At 62.8% G+C, this 18481-nt stretch carries 16 protein-coding genes and 1 pseudogene; 6 read left to right on the forward strand and 11 right to left on the reverse strand.

Features of this window, described 5'->3' with window-relative positions; translation table 11 throughout:
• The first annotated feature begins 173 nt into the window (after nucleotides 1–173).
• A complete protein-coding gene (locus Q0K07_RS07330; protein WP_294558097.1) occupies nucleotides 174–1583 on the forward strand; it encodes an aryl-sulfate sulfotransferase in 1410 nt (469 codons plus the stop codon).
• Between the two features lie 96 nt (nucleotides 1584–1679).
• Here Q0K07_RS07330 and Q0K07_RS07335 read toward each other — a convergent pair whose 3' ends face one another.
• Entirely contained in the window at nucleotides 1680–3071 is a 1392-nt protein-coding gene (locus tag Q0K07_RS07335) for a sigma-54 dependent transcriptional regulator (RefSeq protein WP_294558098.1), read from the reverse strand.
• 310 nt (nucleotides 3072–3381) lie between these two features.
• On the opposite strand from Q0K07_RS07335, the gene Q0K07_RS07340 reads away from it, so the two are divergent.
• From Q0K07_RS07340 to Q0K07_RS07360, 5 genes are all read left to right on the forward strand, one after another.
• The gene (locus Q0K07_RS07340) at nucleotides 3382–6279 is read left to right on the forward strand and encodes a hypothetical protein (protein ID WP_294558099.1); all 2898 of its coding nucleotides are present in this window, start codon (nucleotides 3382–3384) and stop codon (nucleotides 6277–6279) included.
• An 11-nt stretch (nucleotides 6280–6290) separates the two neighbouring features.
• Nucleotides 6291–7436 (forward strand): putative sulfate exporter family transporter, encoded by a 1146-nt coding sequence (locus Q0K07_RS07345; RefSeq protein ID WP_294558100.1) that lies wholly within the window; start codon nucleotides 6291–6293, stop codon nucleotides 7434–7436.
• An 11-nt stretch (nucleotides 7437–7447) separates the two neighbouring features.
• Nucleotides 7448–7597: a hypothetical protein gene (locus Q0K07_RS07350; RefSeq protein ID WP_294558101.1), complete on the forward strand. Its 150-nt coding sequence runs from the start codon at nucleotides 7448–7450 to the stop codon at nucleotides 7595–7597.
• A gap of 138 nt (nucleotides 7598–7735) precedes the next feature.
• A complete protein-coding gene (locus Q0K07_RS07355) occupies nucleotides 7736–7939 on the forward strand; it encodes a hypothetical protein (RefSeq protein WP_294558102.1) in 204 nt (67 codons plus the stop codon).
• Between the two features lie 19 nt (nucleotides 7940–7958).
• Nucleotides 7959–8255 carry a helix-hairpin-helix domain-containing protein gene (locus Q0K07_RS07360; protein WP_294558103.1) on the forward strand — a complete coding sequence of 99 codons (297 nt, stop codon included), beginning with the start codon at nucleotides 7959–7961 and terminating at the stop codon, nucleotides 8253–8255.
• A gap of 70 nt (nucleotides 8256–8325) precedes the next feature.
• Here the strand turns inward: Q0K07_RS07360 and miaB are convergent, their stop codons facing one another.
• The 10 genes and pseudogenes from miaB to Q0K07_RS07410 all read right to left on the reverse strand — a co-directional run.
• Nucleotides 8326–9678 carry a tRNA (N6-isopentenyl adenosine(37)-C2)-methylthiotransferase MiaB gene (gene miaB, locus Q0K07_RS07365; RefSeq protein WP_294558104.1) on the reverse strand — a complete coding sequence of 451 codons (1353 nt, stop codon included), beginning with the start codon at nucleotides 9676–9678 and terminating at the stop codon, nucleotides 8326–8328.
• A gap of 116 nt (nucleotides 9679–9794) precedes the next feature.
• On the reverse strand, nucleotides 9795–10640 hold the full coding sequence (locus tag Q0K07_RS07370) for a TatD family hydrolase (protein WP_294558105.1): 846 nt from the start codon (nucleotides 10638–10640) through the stop codon (nucleotides 9795–9797).
• A gap of 3 nt (nucleotides 10641–10643) precedes the next feature.
• A complete protein-coding gene (gene waaF, locus Q0K07_RS07375; RefSeq protein WP_294558107.1) occupies nucleotides 10644–11702 on the reverse strand; it encodes a lipopolysaccharide heptosyltransferase II in 1059 nt (352 codons plus the stop codon).
• Nucleotides 11703–11709: 7 nt separating this feature from the next.
• Nucleotides 11710–12702 (reverse strand): hydrogenase expression/formation protein HypE, encoded by a 993-nt coding sequence (gene hypE, locus Q0K07_RS07380; RefSeq protein WP_294558109.1) that lies wholly within the window; start codon nucleotides 12700–12702, stop codon nucleotides 11710–11712.
• Nucleotides 12703–13073: 371 nt separating this feature from the next.
• Entirely contained in the window at nucleotides 13074–13589 is a 516-nt protein-coding gene (locus Q0K07_RS07385) for a hypothetical protein (RefSeq protein ID WP_294558111.1), read from the reverse strand.
• Between the two features lie 43 nt (nucleotides 13590–13632).
• Entirely contained in the window at nucleotides 13633–13818 is a 186-nt protein-coding gene (locus Q0K07_RS07390) for a hypothetical protein (protein ID WP_294558113.1), read from the reverse strand.
• Between the two features lie 11 nt (nucleotides 13819–13829).
• Entirely contained in the window at nucleotides 13830–15263 is a 1434-nt protein-coding gene (locus Q0K07_RS07395) for a sodium:solute symporter (RefSeq protein WP_294558115.1), read from the reverse strand.
• A 16-nt stretch (nucleotides 15264–15279) separates the two neighbouring features.
• Nucleotides 15280–16806 carry a histidine ammonia-lyase gene (gene hutH, locus Q0K07_RS07400; protein WP_294558117.1) on the reverse strand — a complete coding sequence of 509 codons (1527 nt, stop codon included), beginning with the start codon at nucleotides 16804–16806 and terminating at the stop codon, nucleotides 15280–15282.
• A gap of 17 nt (nucleotides 16807–16823) precedes the next feature.
• On the reverse strand, nucleotides 16824–18086 hold the full coding sequence (locus Q0K07_RS07405) for an MFS transporter (RefSeq protein WP_294558118.1): 1263 nt from the start codon (nucleotides 18084–18086) through the stop codon (nucleotides 16824–16826).
• A 71-nt stretch (nucleotides 18087–18157) separates the two neighbouring features.
• A pseudogene (locus Q0K07_RS07410) lies at nucleotides 18158–18481 on the reverse strand (hypothetical protein); the annotation flags it as partial.

The raw sequence follows: 18481 nt of genomic DNA on the forward strand, positions 1-18481 counted from the left end.
TCACCGGCGGAAAAACACACAAGGAACGCTTCGGACGTTTTCCCGTTCCGGAAGAATCCGGACGGACGGCATGGCGCACCTTCTTTGTGCATGCCCTCGCCGGAAGATGAGGAATAAGCCGGTCATGCGGCCGGCAAAGCGCGACTCTACAACCTTATACACAGGATGGTGTTATGAACAGAATCGTTGCCTCCGCACTGTTTGCAGCCATGATTCTCGGAACGGGGCTGATTTCCGCGCCCCAGCAGGCAGGCGCCGTGGAAGTCATGTCCACCCCCACCGGGGTGCTGACCTACGACAAAGCCAAGGCCCAGCCCGGCTATACGCTCATCTCTCCCATGATGGCGACGTCCACCTACCTCCTGGATATGGAAGGGAACATCGTCCATGAATGGAAAACCGCCGGGCGTCCCGGGCTCTACGCCGAACTTCTGCCCAACGGCCATCTGCTCCGCGGGCTCCGCTACGAGAACACGGTTCCCTTCGGCGGCATGACGGGCGCGCTGCAGGAACTGGACTGGGACGGCAAGGTTCTCTGGGAACACAAGATCTATGAAAAGGACAGGCTGAGCCATCACGCCTTCGACCGCATGCCCAACGGCAACACCCTCATCGTGGCCTGGGAACACAAGAGCTACGACGAAGCCATCGCCAAGGGCCGCAAGCCCGGCACCCTGCCCAAGCCCGGTGAAGATACCGGTCACAAGCCCAACTACGACGGCCTGTGGGCCGACTACATCGTGGAAGTCGATCCTCAGGGCAACGAAGTATGGTCCTGGCACGCCTGGGATCACATCGGCACGGGCAAGGACCAGTTCGACATCAACTACCGCCTGCCCATCAAGAACTACTACGGCGATTCCGACTGGATGCACATCAACAGCGTCCGCTACAATCCCGAAACCAACCAGGTGCTCATCAGCTCCCGCAACTTCAGCGAAGTCTTCATCGTCAACCACGACAAGAGCGGCAAGGTCGTGTGGCGCTTCGGCAACCCCTCGAACCACGGTGAAGGCGCCCTGCCCAGCTTCTGCGACAACGGCTCTCAGCTTCTCTTCGGCAACCACGATGCCACCTGGATAGGCAACGACAAGGTGGCCCTGTTCGACAACGGCTGGCAGCGCCCGCAGTCCAACCGTTCCCGCGCCGTCATCGTGGACATCAAGAGCAAGAAGATCGAATGGGAATACGGTGCGAAGAACCCCAACTCCTTCTACAGCGCCTACCAGGGTTCCACGCAGCTGCTGCCCAACGGCAACGTGCTCATCACGGCTACCTCCACGGGCCATATCTTTGAAGTGACCCGCAACAAGGAAGTGGTCTGGGAATACGTCAGCCCCTTCGTGCGCATGGGCGCCGTGCGGCCCGTTCTCAGCGAAGTCGACGCCATCCCCGATCCCGACGGTCTTGAAGACATCAACGTCATGTTCAACATGGTCCACCGCGCCTTCCGCTACACGGCCGACTACCCCGGCCTGAAGGGCAGAGACCTCTCCCACAAGGTTGCCGTGTTCCCCAAGGCTCCCAAGTGGTATGAAGTGTTCGACAAGGCGTATCTGTACAAGAGCGCTCTGAAGAAGTAATCCCCGACCTCCCCATAGAAAGGCGGCGGAACATGTATCTGCATGTTCCGCCGCCTTTTTTTCACTCCGTAAAACGCCTCGTGATACGGCGGCGTATTATTCCCTGCGGTCCATGAGCCCGAACTGCTCAAGCTTGTCGTAGAGCGTGCGCCTGCCTATGCCCAGAAGTTCGGCCGCCTGCGTCTTGTTGCCGTTGCACAGGGAAAGCGCCTGCTGAAGGGCCTGAATTTCCGCATTGCGCACCGCATCGGAAAGGGAAAGCGGCGTGTCGGACATAGCTTCTGCCGAGGGGGAAGCTGCAAACGGTGCGCCGTCCGTCAGCATGCCCAGCGATTCGGGCATGAGCCTGTCGCCTTCCGTCAGCAGAAAGGCCCGCTCCAGCACGTTTTCCAGCTCGCGGATATTGCCCTTCCACGGCTGGCTGTAGAGTATGTTCATGGCCGCCGGGCTGATCTGCGTGACGTTGCGGCCGTAACGGGCATTGAAGCGGTTGATGAAAAAGCCTATGAGCGCGGCAAGATCCTCCCGCCGTTCCCTGAGGGGCGGAAGATACAGGGGAATGACGGAAAGGCGGTAGAAAAGATCTTCGCGGAAGCGCCCCGTCTTCACATCCTCTTCCAGCCTGCGGTGCGTGGCCGCAATGAAGCGCACGTTGATGCTCACGCTTTTATTGCTGCCCACGGGCCGTATCTCATGTTCCTGAATGGCGCGCAGAAGCTTGGCCTGGGTGGAGGGGGAAAGCTCGCCTATTTCGTCCAGAAACACCGTGCCGCCCTGCGCTTCCTCCAGAAGGCCGCGCCTGCTGTTCACCGCGCCGGTGAACGCGCCCTTCACATGGCCGAAAAGCTCGCTTTCCAGCAGCGATTCGGGAAGAGCCGCACAGTCGATGGTGAGAAAGGGCTTTTCCCTGAGCGCGCTTGCACGGTGCACATATTCCGCAAGGCGGCTCTTGCCCGTGCCCGTTTCCCCGGTGATGAGAATGGGCACGCTCGTGCCCGCCACCTTGCGTATGATCTGCAGCACCTGCTTCATGGAGGGGCTGTTGTAGACCATGGAAACCTGAAGCTCTTCCTCGCGGGGCTTCTGCTGAAGCTGGCTGTGCAGGCGGGCATGCTCGGCCGCGCGCTGCACAAGGGCGGCAAGCTCCGTGTTGTTCACGGGCTTGGTGAGGTAGCTGTATGCCCCGAGCTGCACGGCCTCCACCGCGCTTTCAATGGTGCCCACGCCCGTCATCATGATGAAGGGAAGCTGCGCGTTCATGGCACGCACGCGCCGCAGCACCTCCAGCCCGCTCATGCCGGGCATGGAAAGATCGCACACCACCACGTCGATGCCGCCGGCGGCAATGCGGGAAAGCGCCCTTTCCCCGGAAAGGGCCGTTTCCGTCTTCCAGCCCTTGCGCGAAAAAAGAAGGGCAAGAATGTCGTGCCATTCCGGGTCGTCGTCCACCACCAGGATCTGATAGCCGCTTTTTTTCTGTTCACTCATGTCGTTACCCTGAAGCAGATTTGCGTCGGCAATAGTAACGGCAAGCCAGGCCTGCGTAAAGAACCCGCCCCCCTCCTGCGCGGAGAAGAACACAGCTTCCGCCTTCTGTGCGGAGATATGCACAGACATCTCATGAAGCCCTGCGCGCCCTCACCCGGAAAATCTTCGTAATTTACCGTCATTCTTATGAATATTTTTTTTGGAACGATTCGTGCATAGCATATGTGCGGCGGACTTTCCCCGTTTCCTCCGGCGCACACGGAAAAACGCCGCCTTTCTGCCAGACCCTTCAAACCACAAGGAAGTTTTGATGAACAAACTTCTCGTTTCCGGCGTCGCCGCCGCCATCCTGTGCCTCCTTGTTTCCGGCGCACCGGCTGCGGAAAGCCCGCACGGGCTTGCCCCGGCAGGCGACATGCCCTTCATTCCCGAACTCGGCGGCCTGCGGCACAAAGCCTTCAAGAACCAGTACGGCCAGCGGCGCGACCTTTCCGAGGCCGTGCTCGTGCGGAAAAGCTCCGTCAAGGCCGGCAAGGCCACCGTGCCTGCGGGAGGGCTCTGCTACATTTCGGAAACGGAACAGGACGCCGCGCCCTTCCGCCGCGATCCGTTCCTCCTTCTCGGCGAACATGCCTACCTTGTGGACAGCAAGGTAAGCGTGCGCACCGTGCGCGACGTGTCGCTGAAAAAGGGGGAAAAGGTGACGGTGGACGACTCCGGCTACCGCCTGTGGTTCGACTACGCCACCGATCACTATGATCTGCCCTACATTCAGATGGCGCTCATTGCGCCCTCGGGCCACTGGCCCATGGAATTTTCCGTGTCCTCCAAGTTCCCGGCCATCAAGGACCTGCCCGACCGCAGTCACATGGAAGGCGACGTGGAACAGCTTGACGAATTCTTCCTCGATCCGGTGTTTGAATACGGAGCCAGCCGCTTCGAGGTGAAGGATCACGATTTCACCAAAGCGCATTTCGCCGCCCTCTCCTATCCCGTCATAGAAGAGGCCACCTTCTCCCTTGCCCGTCCCGTGGTGCTCGACCTGAGGCAGGAGGAATACCGCCTCTACGGCACCAAGCGCATCTATGCCTTCCGCGAGAACGAAGGCTTCCGCGTGCGGGTGACGGATTTTTCGGGCAACACGGTGCTTGCCGAAAAACTGGTGCGGCCCATCACCTCCCAGGGTTCCAAGGACGCCGAAGACGAAAAGGACGCCTACAGCCTCACCGTGCCCGGCGAAGACATGCGCATTGAAATAGCCGTGCAGCCCGAATATCTGCGCCACTCCGACTTCGTGCCGTGGTCCACCGCCGTGCCCCACGACTGGGAGGACGGCGTGCTGAGCCTTGTCATCTACCGCGACCTCGTCACCGTGAAGAACGGCGAACCCTGGCCCCTGGATGCGCGCTACACCGTGGGCCTTGAGGCGAACCTGCTCACCGGCAAGCTTCAGCGCCTGACGCTGGAAAACGCCGCGCCCTTCACCCTGGATGCGGAAAACGACAGCTTCGACGGCCCGGTGAAGTATTCCGACGTGTGGAACCGCCCGGCCTTCCGCCTGGTGGCCGACGACATCAAAGGCGACAGGGCCCTCAGCTACTATGTGCGCGACGCCTTCTTCCAGCGCACCGACAACCTTGCCTTCACGGACAAGGGCCGCAAGGACATCGACTGCTTCATCGGCCGCACGCCGACCTTCATTTCCATACTGGAAGACAGCTTCCTGACCCGCCTTGCCACGCCGAAGTTCGGCACCGAGGTGCAGGGTTCGCACTTCACCTCCTTCCCCTCGGTCATGCCCAACATGGCCTTCCACGCCCCCGATCCCACGGCCCCCTTCGGCGGGCTCATGCGCGGCTTCGGGCGTGAACAGGTGACCAACCGCCGCGGCGAGAAGCTCACCTCTTCCGAAGGTCTCGTCATCCGCGGCAGCTATGTGGACTGGAAGAACGACCGCATCGTCATTCCGCCTGCCGGCCTGTTCTACACGTCGCGCAACGCCCGCAACGTGCGCGCCCTGAACGGGGAAACCTTCTACATGCTGGGCCGCCGCGCCTACATCGCCACCTTCAAGTCCACCACCTTCACGCGCCGCAATTTCGACATCGACTTCTGGCGCGTGCAGCCCGATGCCAGCCTGCACCCCGTCTACTGGCAGGATCAGCCTCTCGGTGTGAACAACAAGGTGCTGCGCTTCACCGAAAAGCACCTGCTCGACGACAGACCCATGGCGCAGATCAACGTGGTGAAGTACTCGGGCAACAACTTCGGCGCGCCCTTTGAACTGGCCCAGGGCCTCAGCCGCGAACAGGGCGACCGCTACTACCTGCACGACCGCTTTGCCGAAGGCGCCACCTGGATCGAGCCGGAATTCGTGGGCGAAGACTATGTGCGCGTGAAGAGCTTCGGCACCCCCGCCATACAGAGCGTGGAATACACCTACGACAAGCCCGTGCGCGTGCTGCTCGCCCCCGGCGAAGAGAAGGCCCTCGGCAAGAATCATACCCTGAAGCTCATCGCTTTCGACGAGAATGCCGGCACGAGTGAAGTGGAAATACGCAGAAACGACGGTTCCCTGGTCGAGCACAAGGTTCTCGGCCCGCTCACCGCAGAGACCCGCGCCTTCCTGCCCCAGCATCAGCGCGTGGTGAACTCCCTGCAGTTCCCCTTTGACGAAGGCAGAAACAGGGTGCTTGCGGAAGTGGACGTGAAAACGCCCTTTGAAAAGGGCAAGGCCGCCTTCTACACCTATGTGAACCTGAAGAAGCTTGAAAGCGACACGCCCTTCGAGGGCGACCCCCGCTTCATGGTGCGGCCCGACGTGTGCGGCCACTGCTATCAGCTCAATGAAGTGCTGCTGGACAACCCCGAGCCCATCATTCTCGACAAGGATCACCCCCGTTTCGACGGCCCGCGCATGGCCGACGGCAAGCCTCAGTTCAGCATCGTCATCGACAGCTTCGACGGGGAAATGATCCACGCCTGGCACATTGAGACCAATTACCGCAAACGCGTGTTCAAGAGCGCGAACCTGGCCTTCCAGCCGCGCAACAACATTGATGTGCTCATGGGCGTGAACGGCACCATAGAAGGCTTCCTGCGCGCGTCGCTCATGGAACGTTCCGCCCTGCAGGAATACTGGCGCACCGGCACGCATCCCCACCCCGAACGCGGGCTCGACGCACGGCTGAGCCGCAAGTTCCAATAGGCAGGTTTACCATGAACACATCCTACGAAGAGCGCCGTCGCTCCTTTCTGAGCTGCCTGTACAGCACGCAGGAAGCGCTGCCCGGCCTGCTGGCCATGTTCTTCATCGCGCTTTTTTCCAACAACCTCGCGGGCAGTCCCAACCCGCTGACGCTGGAAAACCTCTTCGCCTGGCTCGACGGCGTGGTCGGCCCGGTGAACCATCAGCCGCTTTTCCAGATCCTCAACTCCAACTTCGTGTGGAACCCCTTCCTCATGGGACTCATCATCGGCAACGTGTTCGGCGTGCCGGACTGCTGGAAGCGCGGGCTTTCCTACATCCACATCCTCATGCCCCTCGGCATCATCATGCTGGCGCCGCACTTTGTCTTCAGCCATGCGGAAAAGGCGGGACTTCCCCTCATTCTCCTCGCCTTTGCCGTCATGATCATCACCGCAACCCTGACGCTCGTCCTCGGCAGGCTTCTCTCCATGGACGACCGCCACTACTCCACCATTGCGGGCGCGCTCTCCACGGGCGACCCCCATGTGGTGGCCATACTCATGCCCATGCTGAAGTCCAGAGGCGGGCAGGTCATCAACGCCCTCGGCTGCATCCTGCTCTTCGGGCTTGTGGCTTCCTTCCTTCTGCCGCTTCTGGGCCATGCCCTCAACATGGACGATGAGGCCTTTGCCGTGCTTTCCGTGTTCGGCATCGGCAACACGGGGCAGATGTTCAACGCGGCCTTCGGCTACAGCTACGAGGCCGGGCACTGGGCGCACTATGTGGAGGCCGTGCGCAACGCCCTCATGCCCGCAGGCTTCCTGTTCGTGTTCCTTGTCATGTTCATCCGCGCCCGCATCCGTCCCCATGACGAACATGTCCACGCCACGCTCGCCCACAAGCGCTTCCCGCTCTTTGTCGCGGTGTTCATCATCGTCTGGATTGCGGTGCAGTTCCATGTGGTGAAGGAACCTGCACACCTTGCCGTGTTTGAACTCGTGAAGTGGGACTTCTCCCTTGCGGCGGCCGCCCTCGGCCTTTCCCTCCCCCTGCGGGAAATCGCCCAGTGGGGCCTGAAGGGCGTGGTCCTCACCTTCGCCTCCGGCATATTCCGCATCGCGCTGCTCACGCTCTGCCTGCTCGCGGCAGCGCACTTCAAGTTCCCGCTTATCTAAAGGATTCTGCCATGCAACATTCCCACACCACCGATGAGGACGGCTTCAACTTCATGGACAACACCGGGCAGGAGGAACATGACCGCGACATGGTGGGCATCATCCTCGCCGTGGCCTTCATCGTCCTTGCCGTGCTCTTCCAGCGCACGGGCCTGCTGTAACAGGCGCCCTCCCCTTTCCTGACGGAGCACTCACCGCTGCAGGAACTCCCGTCTCCGGCCGGGGTACCAGACCCGGCCGGAGCTTCCGAAAAACGCCACCCCGGCGCGCCCTGCGGGCCGGGCCTTCAGGGAACCCCTATGACAGGCATCACCTTCTACCTTCAGATACTCTTCGCCCTGCTGCTCTTCTGGGCCACGGCGACGGCCATCTACATGGGCGTGTTCCACGCCCACCGTGCAGACTGCGGCACGGGACGCAGGCACCTGAGCCTTGCCGCCTCCTCGCTGCTTTCCCTTGTCATCTGTTTCTTCATGTATTCCTGGTCCTTCCTCAGCTGGTAAACATTTCAAGGAGATTTCTATGAAACGCACTTTCGTCACCGCTCTCGCTCTGGCCCTCTGCCTCGGCTTCTCCTCTCTCTCCCTTGCGGAAGAGGAAGGCATCAACGTGAACACCGCCACGCAGCAGGAACTCGCCTCCGTGCCCGGCCTGAACGCCGACCTTGCCAAGGCCATCACCCAGTACCGTGAGGAAATGGGTGACTTCATGTCCATCGACGAACTTGCCGACGTGCCCGGCATGAGCAAGGAAGCCCTGGACAAGGCCAGGGAAGTGCTGCGCGTGGACGCCGTTTCCGGCGCGGAATGCAACTGCTGATCCCTCATCAAAGCGTATGAAAAAAGGCGGCCGGAATGTTCCGGCCGCCTTTTTTCATGCTGTCACAGCGTCAGGCCTGTACGGGGGAGGCCTTGAGCGAGTGCTTCAGGGCCTTATCGATTTTCACATCCACAAATTCGCCGGGACGGCCCCGCCCTGCCGGCAGGCTCACGTTCACCATGTCGCCCCATACGTCGCGGCCCTGCCATTCGTTGTTGCCTTCCGCGCTTCTCTGGCTCGGCGCTTCCAGAAGCACGTCGGTCACAAGGCCCACGCGGCTCTGCAGCCACGCTTCCGCACGTTCGTTCTGAAGGCTCTGGAGCCGCTCCAGCCTTTCCAGCTGCACCTCGTGGGGAATCTTGAACGGCATGGCCGAGGCGCGCGTGCCCGGCCTGTCGGAATAGCAGAAGGAAAAGCTCGACATGAAGCCGCAGCTGTCCACGGCCTTCAGGGTGTCTTCAAACTCCTCCTCCGTTTCCGAAGGGAAACCCACGATGAGGTCGGTGGAAAGGGCGATGTCCGGCCGGGCCTTCCTGAGTCCCTCCACCACGGAAAGGTAGCGCTCCATGGTGTAGCCGCGCCCCATCTTTCTGAGCATGGAATCGGAACCGGACTGCAGCGGCAGGTGCAGGCGCGGGCAGAGCTGCGGAAGAGAGGCGAACATGTCGATGGTTTCCTGCGAAAAGTCGCGCGGATGGGCGGAAACGAAGCGTATGCGCCGAAGGCCCGGAATTTCCGCCACGCGGCGCAGAAGTTCGGGGAAGGAGGTGCCGTCGCCGCTCTTGTCCTTGCCGAACACGTTGACGTTCTGCCCGAGAAGCGTGATGTCCCCCGCGCCGCGCTCCACCCAGGCGCGGCATTCGTCGAGCACCGCCTTTGTGGAACGGGATTTGCGCGGCCCGCGCGTATAGGGCACGATGCAGTAGGCGCAGAAATTGTCGCAGCCCTGCATGATGTTCACATAGGCCACGGGCGTGACCTCGCCGGGGGCACTGCCGCCTTCCACAGAAAGGCAGGGATCACGGTCGGGAAAGATATCGGTGAAATCCAGATAGGAAAGCCGAAGATCAGGCTCGTTCAGCAGACGCACGAAGGCGTCGGGAACGGCGGACACGCCGTCGCTTCCCGCCACAAGGCGCACCTGCGGGTGACGGCGCATGAGCTCTTCCCCGAGCTGCTGCGCCACGCACCCGGCCACGCCCACCACCGCGCGGGGGTTGGCCTGACGCACGCGCCCGAGGGCGCTGTACACCTTCTGTTCCGGCTTTTCGCGCACGGAACAGGTATTGAGAAACACCACGTCGGCTTCTTCCAGGGGCTTTTCCTCAAAGCCGAGGCGCATGAGCGCGCGCTCCACCCACTGGGAGTCGTTGACGTTCATCTGACAGCCGAAGGTGATGCAGTGAAATCCGCTCTTGCCCATCCTTGTCTCCTGAAACAGCTGCCCCTGTCACGCACAGGGAGCGTCCTTTCTTTCCCGGGGCTTCCCGCCCCTTCAACCTGCCTCCGGGCCTCATGCGGCCGCAGGGAGGCCTTTTTCTACATGCCGAAAAAGCGCCGCGTGTTCTCCCCGGTCAGCGTCCAGAGCTCTTCCGTGCTCATGCCGAGTTCCGCGGCAAGGCACTGTGCCGTAAATACGATGAGGGCCGGTTCGTTGGTTCTGCCCCGCCACGGCTGGGGAGCAAGATAGGGGCAGTCCGTCTCCAGAAGCAGCCTGTCCGGCGGCACGGCATGCAGCGCCTCGCGCACGAAGGCATTGGCCTTGAAGGTGGATGCCCCGCCGAAGGCGATGTGCCAGCCGCGTTCCACAATCTGTTCCGCCCGGGCGATGTCGCCGCCGAAGCAGTGCCACAGAAGCGGACGGCCGCGCATGTCCTCCTCGTCGAGAACGGCGAACATCTCATCCCAGGCATCGCGGGAATGGATGACCACGGGCTTGTCCAGCTCCTTGGCCAGCCTGAGCTGACGGCGGAACCACGGCCCCTGCAGAGCCGAGGGAGAATAGCCTTCCTCGTAATGATAATCCAGCCCTATTTCCCCCACGGCGCGGATGAGCGGATCGTTCTTCACCGCATCCACAAGGTGTTCCCACTCCTGCTCATCGGCCCGCAGCACGTCTTCCGGGTGCAGGCCCCGGGCAAAGCAGATGTCCGGCGCCTCGGGCAGCGCGGCGGCCGCCTCAAGAATGGCGTCGCGGTTGGCCGCGTAGCGCTCATGCTGAAGAAACATGTGTACGATGAGGGACACGCCGGAAGAGGCGGCGCGCTCCAGCATGCCGGAAAGGTCGGGCAGAAGTCGCTCGTCGTCAAGGTGGGCGTGGCTGTCCGCGCCGGTGAAGGGCAGGCCCAGGCTCTGGGGCAGGGGTCTCTGTTTGGAAGAAGACATGGTTTATTTCTCATCCCGCGCTGCAAGCTTGCGTTCCACATCGCACCACACATCTTCGGGGTCGATGCGCCTCATACAGTCAAAATGCCCCTTCGGGCAGGTTTTGTGCCCGTGCAGCCCGCAGGGACGGCAGGGCAGGTCCGCTTCCAGCACGCTGCTCTGCTCCCCGCGCGGCGCAAAGCCCAGCGCCTGCACCGTGGGGCCGAACAGCGCCGTGACCGGGGTATGCTGCGCCCAGGCAAGGTGCATGGGGCCGGAATCGTTGGTGACGTAGTCATCCAGCCTGCCCAGCACGGCGGCAAGGGAAAGAAGCGAGGTTTTCCCGGAAAGATCGAGAAAGCGCTCATTGTTTCCGCCCACAGCGGCAAGCTCGCGCACCTTTGCCGCCGTTTCCTCCTCGCCGGGACCGGCGAGAAGCACCACATTCACCCCGCGCGAAAGCGCACGGCGCAGGATAAAGGCAAAACCTTCCGGCGTCCAGCGCTTGGTAGGCCATACCGAACCGGGGTGCAGGCCTATGGTCCTGCCTTCCGGCAGCACGGAAAGAAGCGCCTGCGCCTCTTCACGGGCGCGGGCGGGCAGCACAAGCTCGGGCCAGTGCAGGGAGGTATCCTCCAGCACGGCGCGGGGCACGTCGAGAGCTTCGGCCAGAAGCAGAAGACGCTCTATTTCCTGCAGTTCATGAAATCTCCGGCTGACGCGCCGTGTGAAGACAAGGCCCGAGAAGACGGCCTCGCGGTAGCCCACGCGCACGGGCGCACGGGAGGCCAGTGCCATGAAGGAACTGCGCAGGCTGAGGTGGGCATCCACCCAGATATCGTACTTTTTCTCCGCCACGGCCCTGCCCTGCCGCAGCATGGCGGCAAGGCCCCTGTCCCTGCCGCGCTTGTCGCAGGCATGAACATGGGCAAGTTCGGGCTGCGCCTCGTACAGGGAGGCAAGGCCCCCGCGCACATAAAAATCCACCTCCGCATCGGGCCAGGCGGCCTTGAGCGTACGGACAAGAGGCAGGGTAAGAACGGAATCTCCCAGAAATGCGGTGTTCCAGACGGCGATACGCATGAAGACCTCAGCAGATGCGGGGAAGCTGCGCCCCTTCCAGCATGGAAAGAAGCCGCGTGCCTCCCATGAAGGTACGAAGTTCCACCCGGGGCTTTTCCGCCTCCACCACCTCGCCTATGATGGCGGCCTCGGCGCCGAATTCGCATTCGCGCATGACGGCAAGGGCCCTCTCCGCCTTTTCCCGGGGCAGGATGCAGATGAGCTTGCCTTCGTTGGCAAGATACAGAGGATCCAGCCCCAGAATATCGCAGCCCGCGCGCACGTTCTCATGCACGGGCACGGCCGTCTCCTCCACCACGCAGGCCACGCCGGACTGTTCGGCAATCTCGTTGAGGGTGGTGGCAAGGCCCCCGCGCGTGGGATCGCGCAGAACATGGATATCCCCCACCTCAAGAATCAGCCGCTCCACCATGGCGTTCAACGGCGCGCTGTCGCTTCGCACGTCGCTCACGAAGGAAAGCCGCCCCGCCATGACGGTAAGCCCGTGATCGCCCATGGAGCCGCTGACCAGCACGGCGTCGCCCGGCCGCGCCCCGTGGCCCGAAGGCGAGGCTCCGGGCAGTATCTCTCCCACGCCCGCCGTGGTGATGAACATGGCATCGCACGCGCCGCGCGGCACCACCTTGGTGTCGCCCGTGACGATGGCCACGCCCGCCTTGCGCGCGGCAAGGGCCATGTCGGCCACGGCCCGTTCCAGCACGTCCGAATCCAGCCCCTCTTCCAGAATAAAGGCGCAGGAAAGATATCTCGGCCGCGCCCCCATCATGGCAATGTCGTTCACCGTGCCGTGCACCGCAAGGGAGCCGATGCTCCCGCCGGGAAAGAACAGCGGCGTCACGGTGTAGCCGTCGGTGCTCATGGCCACGGGGCCGGAAAGCTCAAGCCGCGCCGCATCGTCCATGCGGCGCAGGATGCTGTTGTCGAAATGCCGGAGAAACACCTCGGTGATGAGCCGTTGCGAGGCCCTGCCGCCGCTGCCGCTGTCGAGAAGAATATTCATATCTGGCCCTGAGAAAAAAGAATGCAGGAGAGCGCGCCCGCCAGGATGTTCCGGAAAAGCTCCCCGGACAAGGCGGAAAAATGCACGTTTCCCCGAAATCCGGACGGCAAAGGCACGCACCGGGCGGAAAAAGCCGCGGGCGCAAGAGTAGCACAAAGCCGGGCGAAGGGGAACGCCCCGCCCAGCTGCCCGCGATGCGGGAAAGCCCGCCTCATCAAGGGCTTTTCTGCTGAAAAAAGCCCCGGAAACGGCGTTCATACCGCTTCCGGGGCATACTGCCGTCCGCAGGGCGGGGCGCGGAACATGCGGAACGGCCCGCACTCTCCCGTACCGCGCCCCGCCGGAGCCGGAACGAAAAACGCTCCTTCTCCTCAGCGCTTGAAGGTCAGCCCGTCGGCCTCGAAGGGCAGATAACGGGTATCTTGGCTCTCAGGGTCTCCGTAATAGGCCATCCAGTACGGCCGGAAGAACGTTTCATGCTCCACCGCGCCGAAACGGGGCAGGTTGCGGCACATGCGCATGATGATGCGCCGTGCAAAGTTCATGGCAAGTTCCTCGGCCTCGCCGCCCGCCATCTCGAAGCGTCCGTTCTGAAAATGCCCGCCCTGCACCGGGGCAAGGGCAAGTTCCGTATCCTTCATGGCGCAGCGGCCGTAGAGCGCATTGACGGCCACGGACATGACGCCCCCCGTCTCGTGCCTGCGGAAGGGAAAGCGGCGTGCCTCCACGTCGTACGGGAGACGGACCATGTAGAAACGGACGTATTCCAGCCTGAGTTCCGTAAGAGGCTGTCTGACGAAAAGCCTGCCCAGCAGGCCTCCCTTCCCCTTCGCCCTGCGAAGGATCTCTTCCCGGGAAAGAGTGACGGGCGTGGCCAACATATCCATGAACAACTCCTGTCCGCGCCCTCGGGGCGGGCTGAAAAAGGCATCAGCGGTGCTGACGGAAGAAATCACGAATGCCGAGAACGGTGATGGTGGTGCAGACGATGGCCACAAGCACCGGCAGGATATAGCCGAGCAGACTCACGCCGCCGACAAGGCCCCACACGAGCACCACGGCTTCCAGAATGATGGCCACAACGAACTTGATATCGGTGGAAAGGCTCTGATCCATGAGAATCTCCCTTATTCACATTCATTGACGGGTTCTGCGTTGCGGTCGATGGGCTTGCCTATCATGTTCCCCGGAAGGAACAGAATGAAGGATACCGGCAGCGCCACCAGCATGGGCTTCAGGCCGAAGGGATTGCCCAGAAACTGCCACACAAGGGTGGTGCCCATGCCGCCGAGCATGCTGAGGAAGCCGCCCGCCACGGTGAAGCGCCAGCGCCAGAACAGGCCGCCGAGCACGGGCACGAAGGCGGAGGCGAGATACAGACCGCCGAGGAAGATGACGGCGTCCAGCACGGCGGAGAACTGGAAGGCCAGCAGGCAGCCGCAGAAGCCTATGCAGACCATGAAGAAGCGCGTCAGGCGGATCTGTTCCCTGTCGGTCATGCAGGGGCGGAAAAGAGGCTTGATGAGGTCGCAGGTGAGCGTGGTGGCGCCCACGAGGAAGAACGAGCTCATGGTGGACATGATGACCGCGAGGATGGAGCATATCCACAGCCCGGTGAGGAAGGGCGGCATGGCGTTGATGGCCATGGTGAGGAAGGCCTTGCTGCCCTGAAGTTCGGGATACAGGGCGCGGGCGCCGAGGCCGAGCATGGTCATGACGGTATCAAAGGCCATCCAGATGAGCAGGCAGGTCAGATAGGCGCGCTTGGCGGTCTTTGCGCTGTTGGAGGCGCCGAAACGCTGATACGCGGCGGGGTCGGCGTAGACCTGGAAGCCCAGCAGGAAGAACACGAGAAGCTGGCTTACGGGCAGGCCGCCCGTGGGCGAGAAATGGCCGGCGGGAAGCGCCGCACGGAGCCCCTCGAAGCCGCCCACGCTGCTCCACACGCCCGGCAGCAGCAGAAGGGTGAGGCTGGTCATGAGGAAGAACTGAAGCACGTCGGTCATGACCACGGACCACAGCCCGCCGAACATGGAATAGCAGATGACCACGCCCACGATCACCGCGCCGATGATCCAGTTGGGCAGGCCCGTGACCGTATTGCCCATGATGCCCACGGAAACGATGTCCATGAGACGGCTGGAATAGCACACGATGAGCACGGCCCCGAGGAAGGCGACGGGGCGGGCGTACAGTCTGCCCAGCAGCGCGGGAATGGTGTTCTCCTTCACGCCGCGCACCCGGGGGGCCACCCACAGGGCCAGGGGAATGCGGCCGAGATGCGCGGGCACGCACCACACCACAAAGGCGGCGATACCTGCGTTGAAGGCCAGTTCAGCCGTGCCGAACACGGCGCCGGAACCGTACCAGGTGGCAGCCACCGTCGCCACCACCATGGGGTAGGACAGTGCCCTGCCCGCCATGAGATAATCTTCCGAATTCCTCACCTTGCGGGACACATACCAGCCCACCAGAATCATGATGCTGAGGTACATGAAGATGGCCAGCCAGTCGAGACCGGTCCAGTTGACTACCACATCCTGCATAACGCTCTCTCCCATGTTGAAATGTCCGTGCTCAGACCCGGGGCGTGCCGCGCGCGATATCCGCCAGGCGTCCCGAAGCCATCAGGTCATAGCCGCTTTTGATGTCCGCGCTGATGACGCGGTCGTGGTCAAGGAAGGGAATGACGGAGCGCACGGCCGCACAGGCCTGCGCCGTGACCGCTCCGAGGGGAGCCATGCCCCGAAGGTCTGCGGCCTGCGCGGCATGGTAGGCCTCCATGCCCAGCATATAGCGGAGATTGTCGATGATTTTCGCCGTCTTGCGCACCACCAGCGGCGCGTTGGAGGCATGGTCCTCCACGTCGCCGGAAAGCGCCATGTAATCCGCGCTGACAGGATTGGACAGATGCCGTATTTCCGCCTCCAGCGCGGAGAAGGTCTTCTGATTGGTGGTATAGGCCATGACGCTCGTGCCGTCCGGGCTGAGGAAGCGGGGAAGCCTGCTGAAGGCGGGGCTGTCCAGCTTGATCACCTGATAGCAGATGTTGCGCGCCAGATGGCTGAGGGCCTGCCCCAGCATTTCAAAGCCGAGCACCCATGAGGTCACTTCAAAATTCGAGTTGTGGGCAAAGCGCCGCTCCTCCGCCAGCACGCAGGGGTTGTCGTCCGTGGAGTTGATCTGAAGCAGAAGATGGGGCTTCAGGTAATCCATGGCGTCGCGCACGGCGCCGTGCACATGGCAGGCGGAACGGAAGCAGAGCGGGTCCTGCATGGTGGCGGCCACGCCGCCCTTCCAGAGAAAGCTGCCTTCAAGATAACGGCGCACGCGCGCGGCCGTCTGCGTGGGGCCGGGCACCGGGCGGCGGGCATAGCAGGCCGCATCCAGCGGCGACACGTTGCCGCCGTAGCCTTCCAGCGCCAGGGCATAGATGAGATCGGCCGCATCCATGAGGCTCTCGCAGTCCTGCAGCACCAGGGCGGCCATGCCTGCGGAAACGGCGTTGCTGCTCACAATGGCGAGTCCTTCCTTGCAGCCGAGAACAAGCGGTTCAAGCCCCGCCTCTGCAAGGGCGCGTTCTGCGCTCATGCGTTCCCCGCGGAATACCACCTCGCCCTCGCCCATGACGGCAAGGCCCATGTGGGCCAGGGTGACGAGGTCGGCTTCGCCTATGGAGCCGCGCCCCGGCATGACCGGGTGCAGGCGCAGGTTGAGAAAATCGCGGTAGCGTTCCACCAGCTCCCAGGAAACGCCCGTACCGTCGGCCAGAAGGCAGTTGAGGCGCACAAGCAGCGTCGCCCTGACCTCTGCCTCGTCCATTTCAGGCCCGACGGCGGCGCTGTGCGAGCGGATGAGCATGGTGTTGAACGCGGCCAGCCCTTCCCGGCTGATGTCCCAGTCCTTGTTCATGCCCACGCCGGTGTTGAAACCGTAGATGCGCGGCAGAGAACGATCCTCGGCCATGGCCAGAACCATGTTTCTGGTGCGGCGGATGCGTTCCTCCGCTTCCGGGGCTATCTCCACGGAAGCCCCCTGCCGCGCCACCAGGGAAACCTGTTCCAGCGTCAGATCGGAACCAGTGAGACGAATGACGGAATTCATGTTCGCTCCGAAGGCCTTCAGGCCCGGCTGCGCCCGCGCAGCATCAACGCCGCCGCGAGGCTGATGACGGAAAAGACAAGATAGATGAGAAAGGCCCTGGAATACGCCGCTTCCATGCCGAGGGGAGCCAGACGTTCCAGCACTTCACCGATGACGGCCTGAAGGCAGGCCGTGCAGGCGAAGATGGAGAAGCTGAGCATGGAGGTGGAAAGCCCGAGCACCGAGGCGGGCAGGGCCTCGCGCGCAGCGGTGAACACCACCGACGCCGTGGCGTTGCCCGCAATGCAGATGCCGCCGAACTGAAGCCACAGCGCCCATACCGGCAGACCCGACGGGCAGAAGCAGAGGGAGGCGGAACTTGCCAGGGCGCAGAGCGAGCCTGCGGCAAGCACGATCTTGCGGGAATGGAGCCTGTCGGAAAGCCAGGCCCCGGCAGGCGTGCCGATGACAAGGCTCAGCGCGCCGAGAGAAAGCAGCGCCCCGGTGGATTCGGCGGAAAGATGATGCACCGTGCGGTAATAATCCCCGGCCCAGAGACCGGCGAAGGAAAAGAACAGGGAGGCTCCCGTGAGATACCACAGCACCACAAGCCGGTACTGACGCGAGGAGAACAGCACCCTGAAGGCCCCGAGCCCCCGGGGGGCGTCGGAGGCGGCAGGAGCGGAGGCCGTCTCCTCCGTCAGGCCGAGTTCCTGCTGCTGGGCGGGGGAAGGCGCGTCCTTCACAAGGAAGAACAGCACCGCACCCCAGAGCAGGGAGAACACGGCGATGCACCAGAATACCGGCCTCCAGCCGAAAAGCGCGCTGAGAGAAGCCAGCGGCGCGGCGGCGAAAAAGGTGCCGAGCCCGCCCACGGCCATGAATATGGACACAAGGCGCGCATAGATGCCTGCGTGGAACCAGCGGCTCATGATCTTGAAGGAAGCCGTGGTGACCACGGCCATGCCCATGCCCACAAGAGCCCTGCCTGCAAAGGCCTGCGCCGCCCCTTCGGCCGAGGCGAAGAGTATGCCGCCCACGCCGCCGAGTCCGAAAAGAAGCAGCATGGTCCGGCGCGGCCCCCAGCTGTCCACCATGAGTCCGGCCGGTATCTGCGTGGCCGCATAGGCATACAGAAAGGCCGAACCGAGCCAGCCCGTCATGGCCGGAGCAAGGGCAAGATCCCCGGACAGCTCCGGCATGATGACCCCGAGACTGAGTCTCTGGAAGAACACGAGAAAATAGGCGCCGCACAGCGCCGCGAAAAGCAGACAGGCATAGAAGAAGGAACGGGAGCGCATGGACATACCGCTGGTGGTCGATAAAAGGTTCCGGGAAGAGGCGAAGCGGCAAAGGCCGCTTCGCCGAAGTCTCAGCGATAGCGCAGCTTCTGACCGATGCCGAGCTTTCCGGCCTTTTCCAGCATGGCGCAGCCGAGCGCGATGTCGTTGGTGCTCAGGCCGCGATGCCAGAACAGGATGGTTTCCTCATCGCTCTCGCGGCCGGGCCTGAGCCCCGCCACGATCTGCCCCATTTCGGCATGCAGGTTCTCCTGCGTGAGCTTTTCCGCCTCCACATGGGGCCGCAGGGAACCGTAGGGAAGGCCCTTCCGGCACTGCCCCCAGTCGTCCACCACGATCTTGTCCATGATGTCGGTGAGCGAAAGCTCCACCGCGCTCATGGTGCCGTAGGGCAC

The organism is uncultured Mailhella sp., assembly GCF_944324615.1.
Taxonomy (GTDB): Bacteria; Desulfobacterota; Desulfovibrionia; order Desulfovibrionales; family Desulfovibrionaceae; genus Mailhella.

Excerpts from the sequence above, each read along its gene's own strand:
- Q0K07_RS07330 (WP_294558097.1), top strand. The coding sequence starts at position 174 with ATGAACAGAATCGTTGCCTCCGCACTGTTTGCAGCCATGATTCTCGGA.
- Q0K07_RS07335 (WP_294558098.1), bottom strand. The coding sequence starts at position 3,071 with ATGAGTGAACAGAAAAAAAGCGGCTATCAGATCCTGGTGGTGGACGAC.
- Q0K07_RS07340 (WP_294558099.1), top strand. The coding sequence starts at position 3,382 with ATGAACAAACTTCTCGTTTCCGGCGTCGCCGCCGCCATCCTGTGCCTC.
- Q0K07_RS07345 (WP_294558100.1), top strand. The coding sequence starts at position 6,291 with ATGAACACATCCTACGAAGAGCGCCGTCGCTCCTTTCTGAGCTGCCTG.
- Q0K07_RS07350 (WP_294558101.1), top strand. The coding sequence starts at position 7,448 with ATGCAACATTCCCACACCACCGATGAGGACGGCTTCAACTTCATGGAC.
- Q0K07_RS07355 (WP_294558102.1), top strand. The coding sequence starts at position 7,736 with ATGACAGGCATCACCTTCTACCTTCAGATACTCTTCGCCCTGCTGCTC.
- Q0K07_RS07360 (WP_294558103.1), top strand. The coding sequence starts at position 7,959 with ATGAAACGCACTTTCGTCACCGCTCTCGCTCTGGCCCTCTGCCTCGGC.
- miaB (WP_294558104.1), bottom strand. The coding sequence starts at position 9,678 with ATGGGCAAGAGCGGATTTCACTGCATCACCTTCGGCTGTCAGATGAAC.
- Q0K07_RS07370 (WP_294558105.1), bottom strand. The coding sequence starts at position 10,640 with ATGTCTTCTTCCAAACAGAGACCCCTGCCCCAGAGCCTGGGCCTGCCC.
- waaF (WP_294558107.1), bottom strand. The coding sequence starts at position 11,702 with ATGCGTATCGCCGTCTGGAACACCGCATTTCTGGGAGATTCCGTTCTT.
- hypE (WP_294558109.1), bottom strand. The coding sequence starts at position 12,702 with ATGAATATTCTTCTCGACAGCGGCAGCGGCGGCAGGGCCTCGCAACGG.
- Q0K07_RS07385 (WP_294558111.1), bottom strand. The coding sequence starts at position 13,589 with ATGGATATGTTGGCCACGCCCGTCACTCTTTCCCGGGAAGAGATCCTT.
- Q0K07_RS07390 (WP_294558113.1), bottom strand. The coding sequence starts at position 13,818 with ATGGATCAGAGCCTTTCCACCGATATCAAGTTCGTTGTGGCCATCATT.
- Q0K07_RS07395 (WP_294558115.1), bottom strand. The coding sequence starts at position 15,263 with ATGGGAGAGAGCGTTATGCAGGATGTGGTAGTCAACTGGACCGGTCTC.
- hutH (WP_294558117.1), bottom strand. The coding sequence starts at position 16,806 with ATGAATTCCGTCATTCGTCTCACTGGTTCCGATCTGACGCTGGAACAG.
- Q0K07_RS07405 (WP_294558118.1), bottom strand. The coding sequence starts at position 18,086 with ATGCGCTCCCGTTCCTTCTTCTATGCCTGTCTGCTTTTCGCGGCGCTG.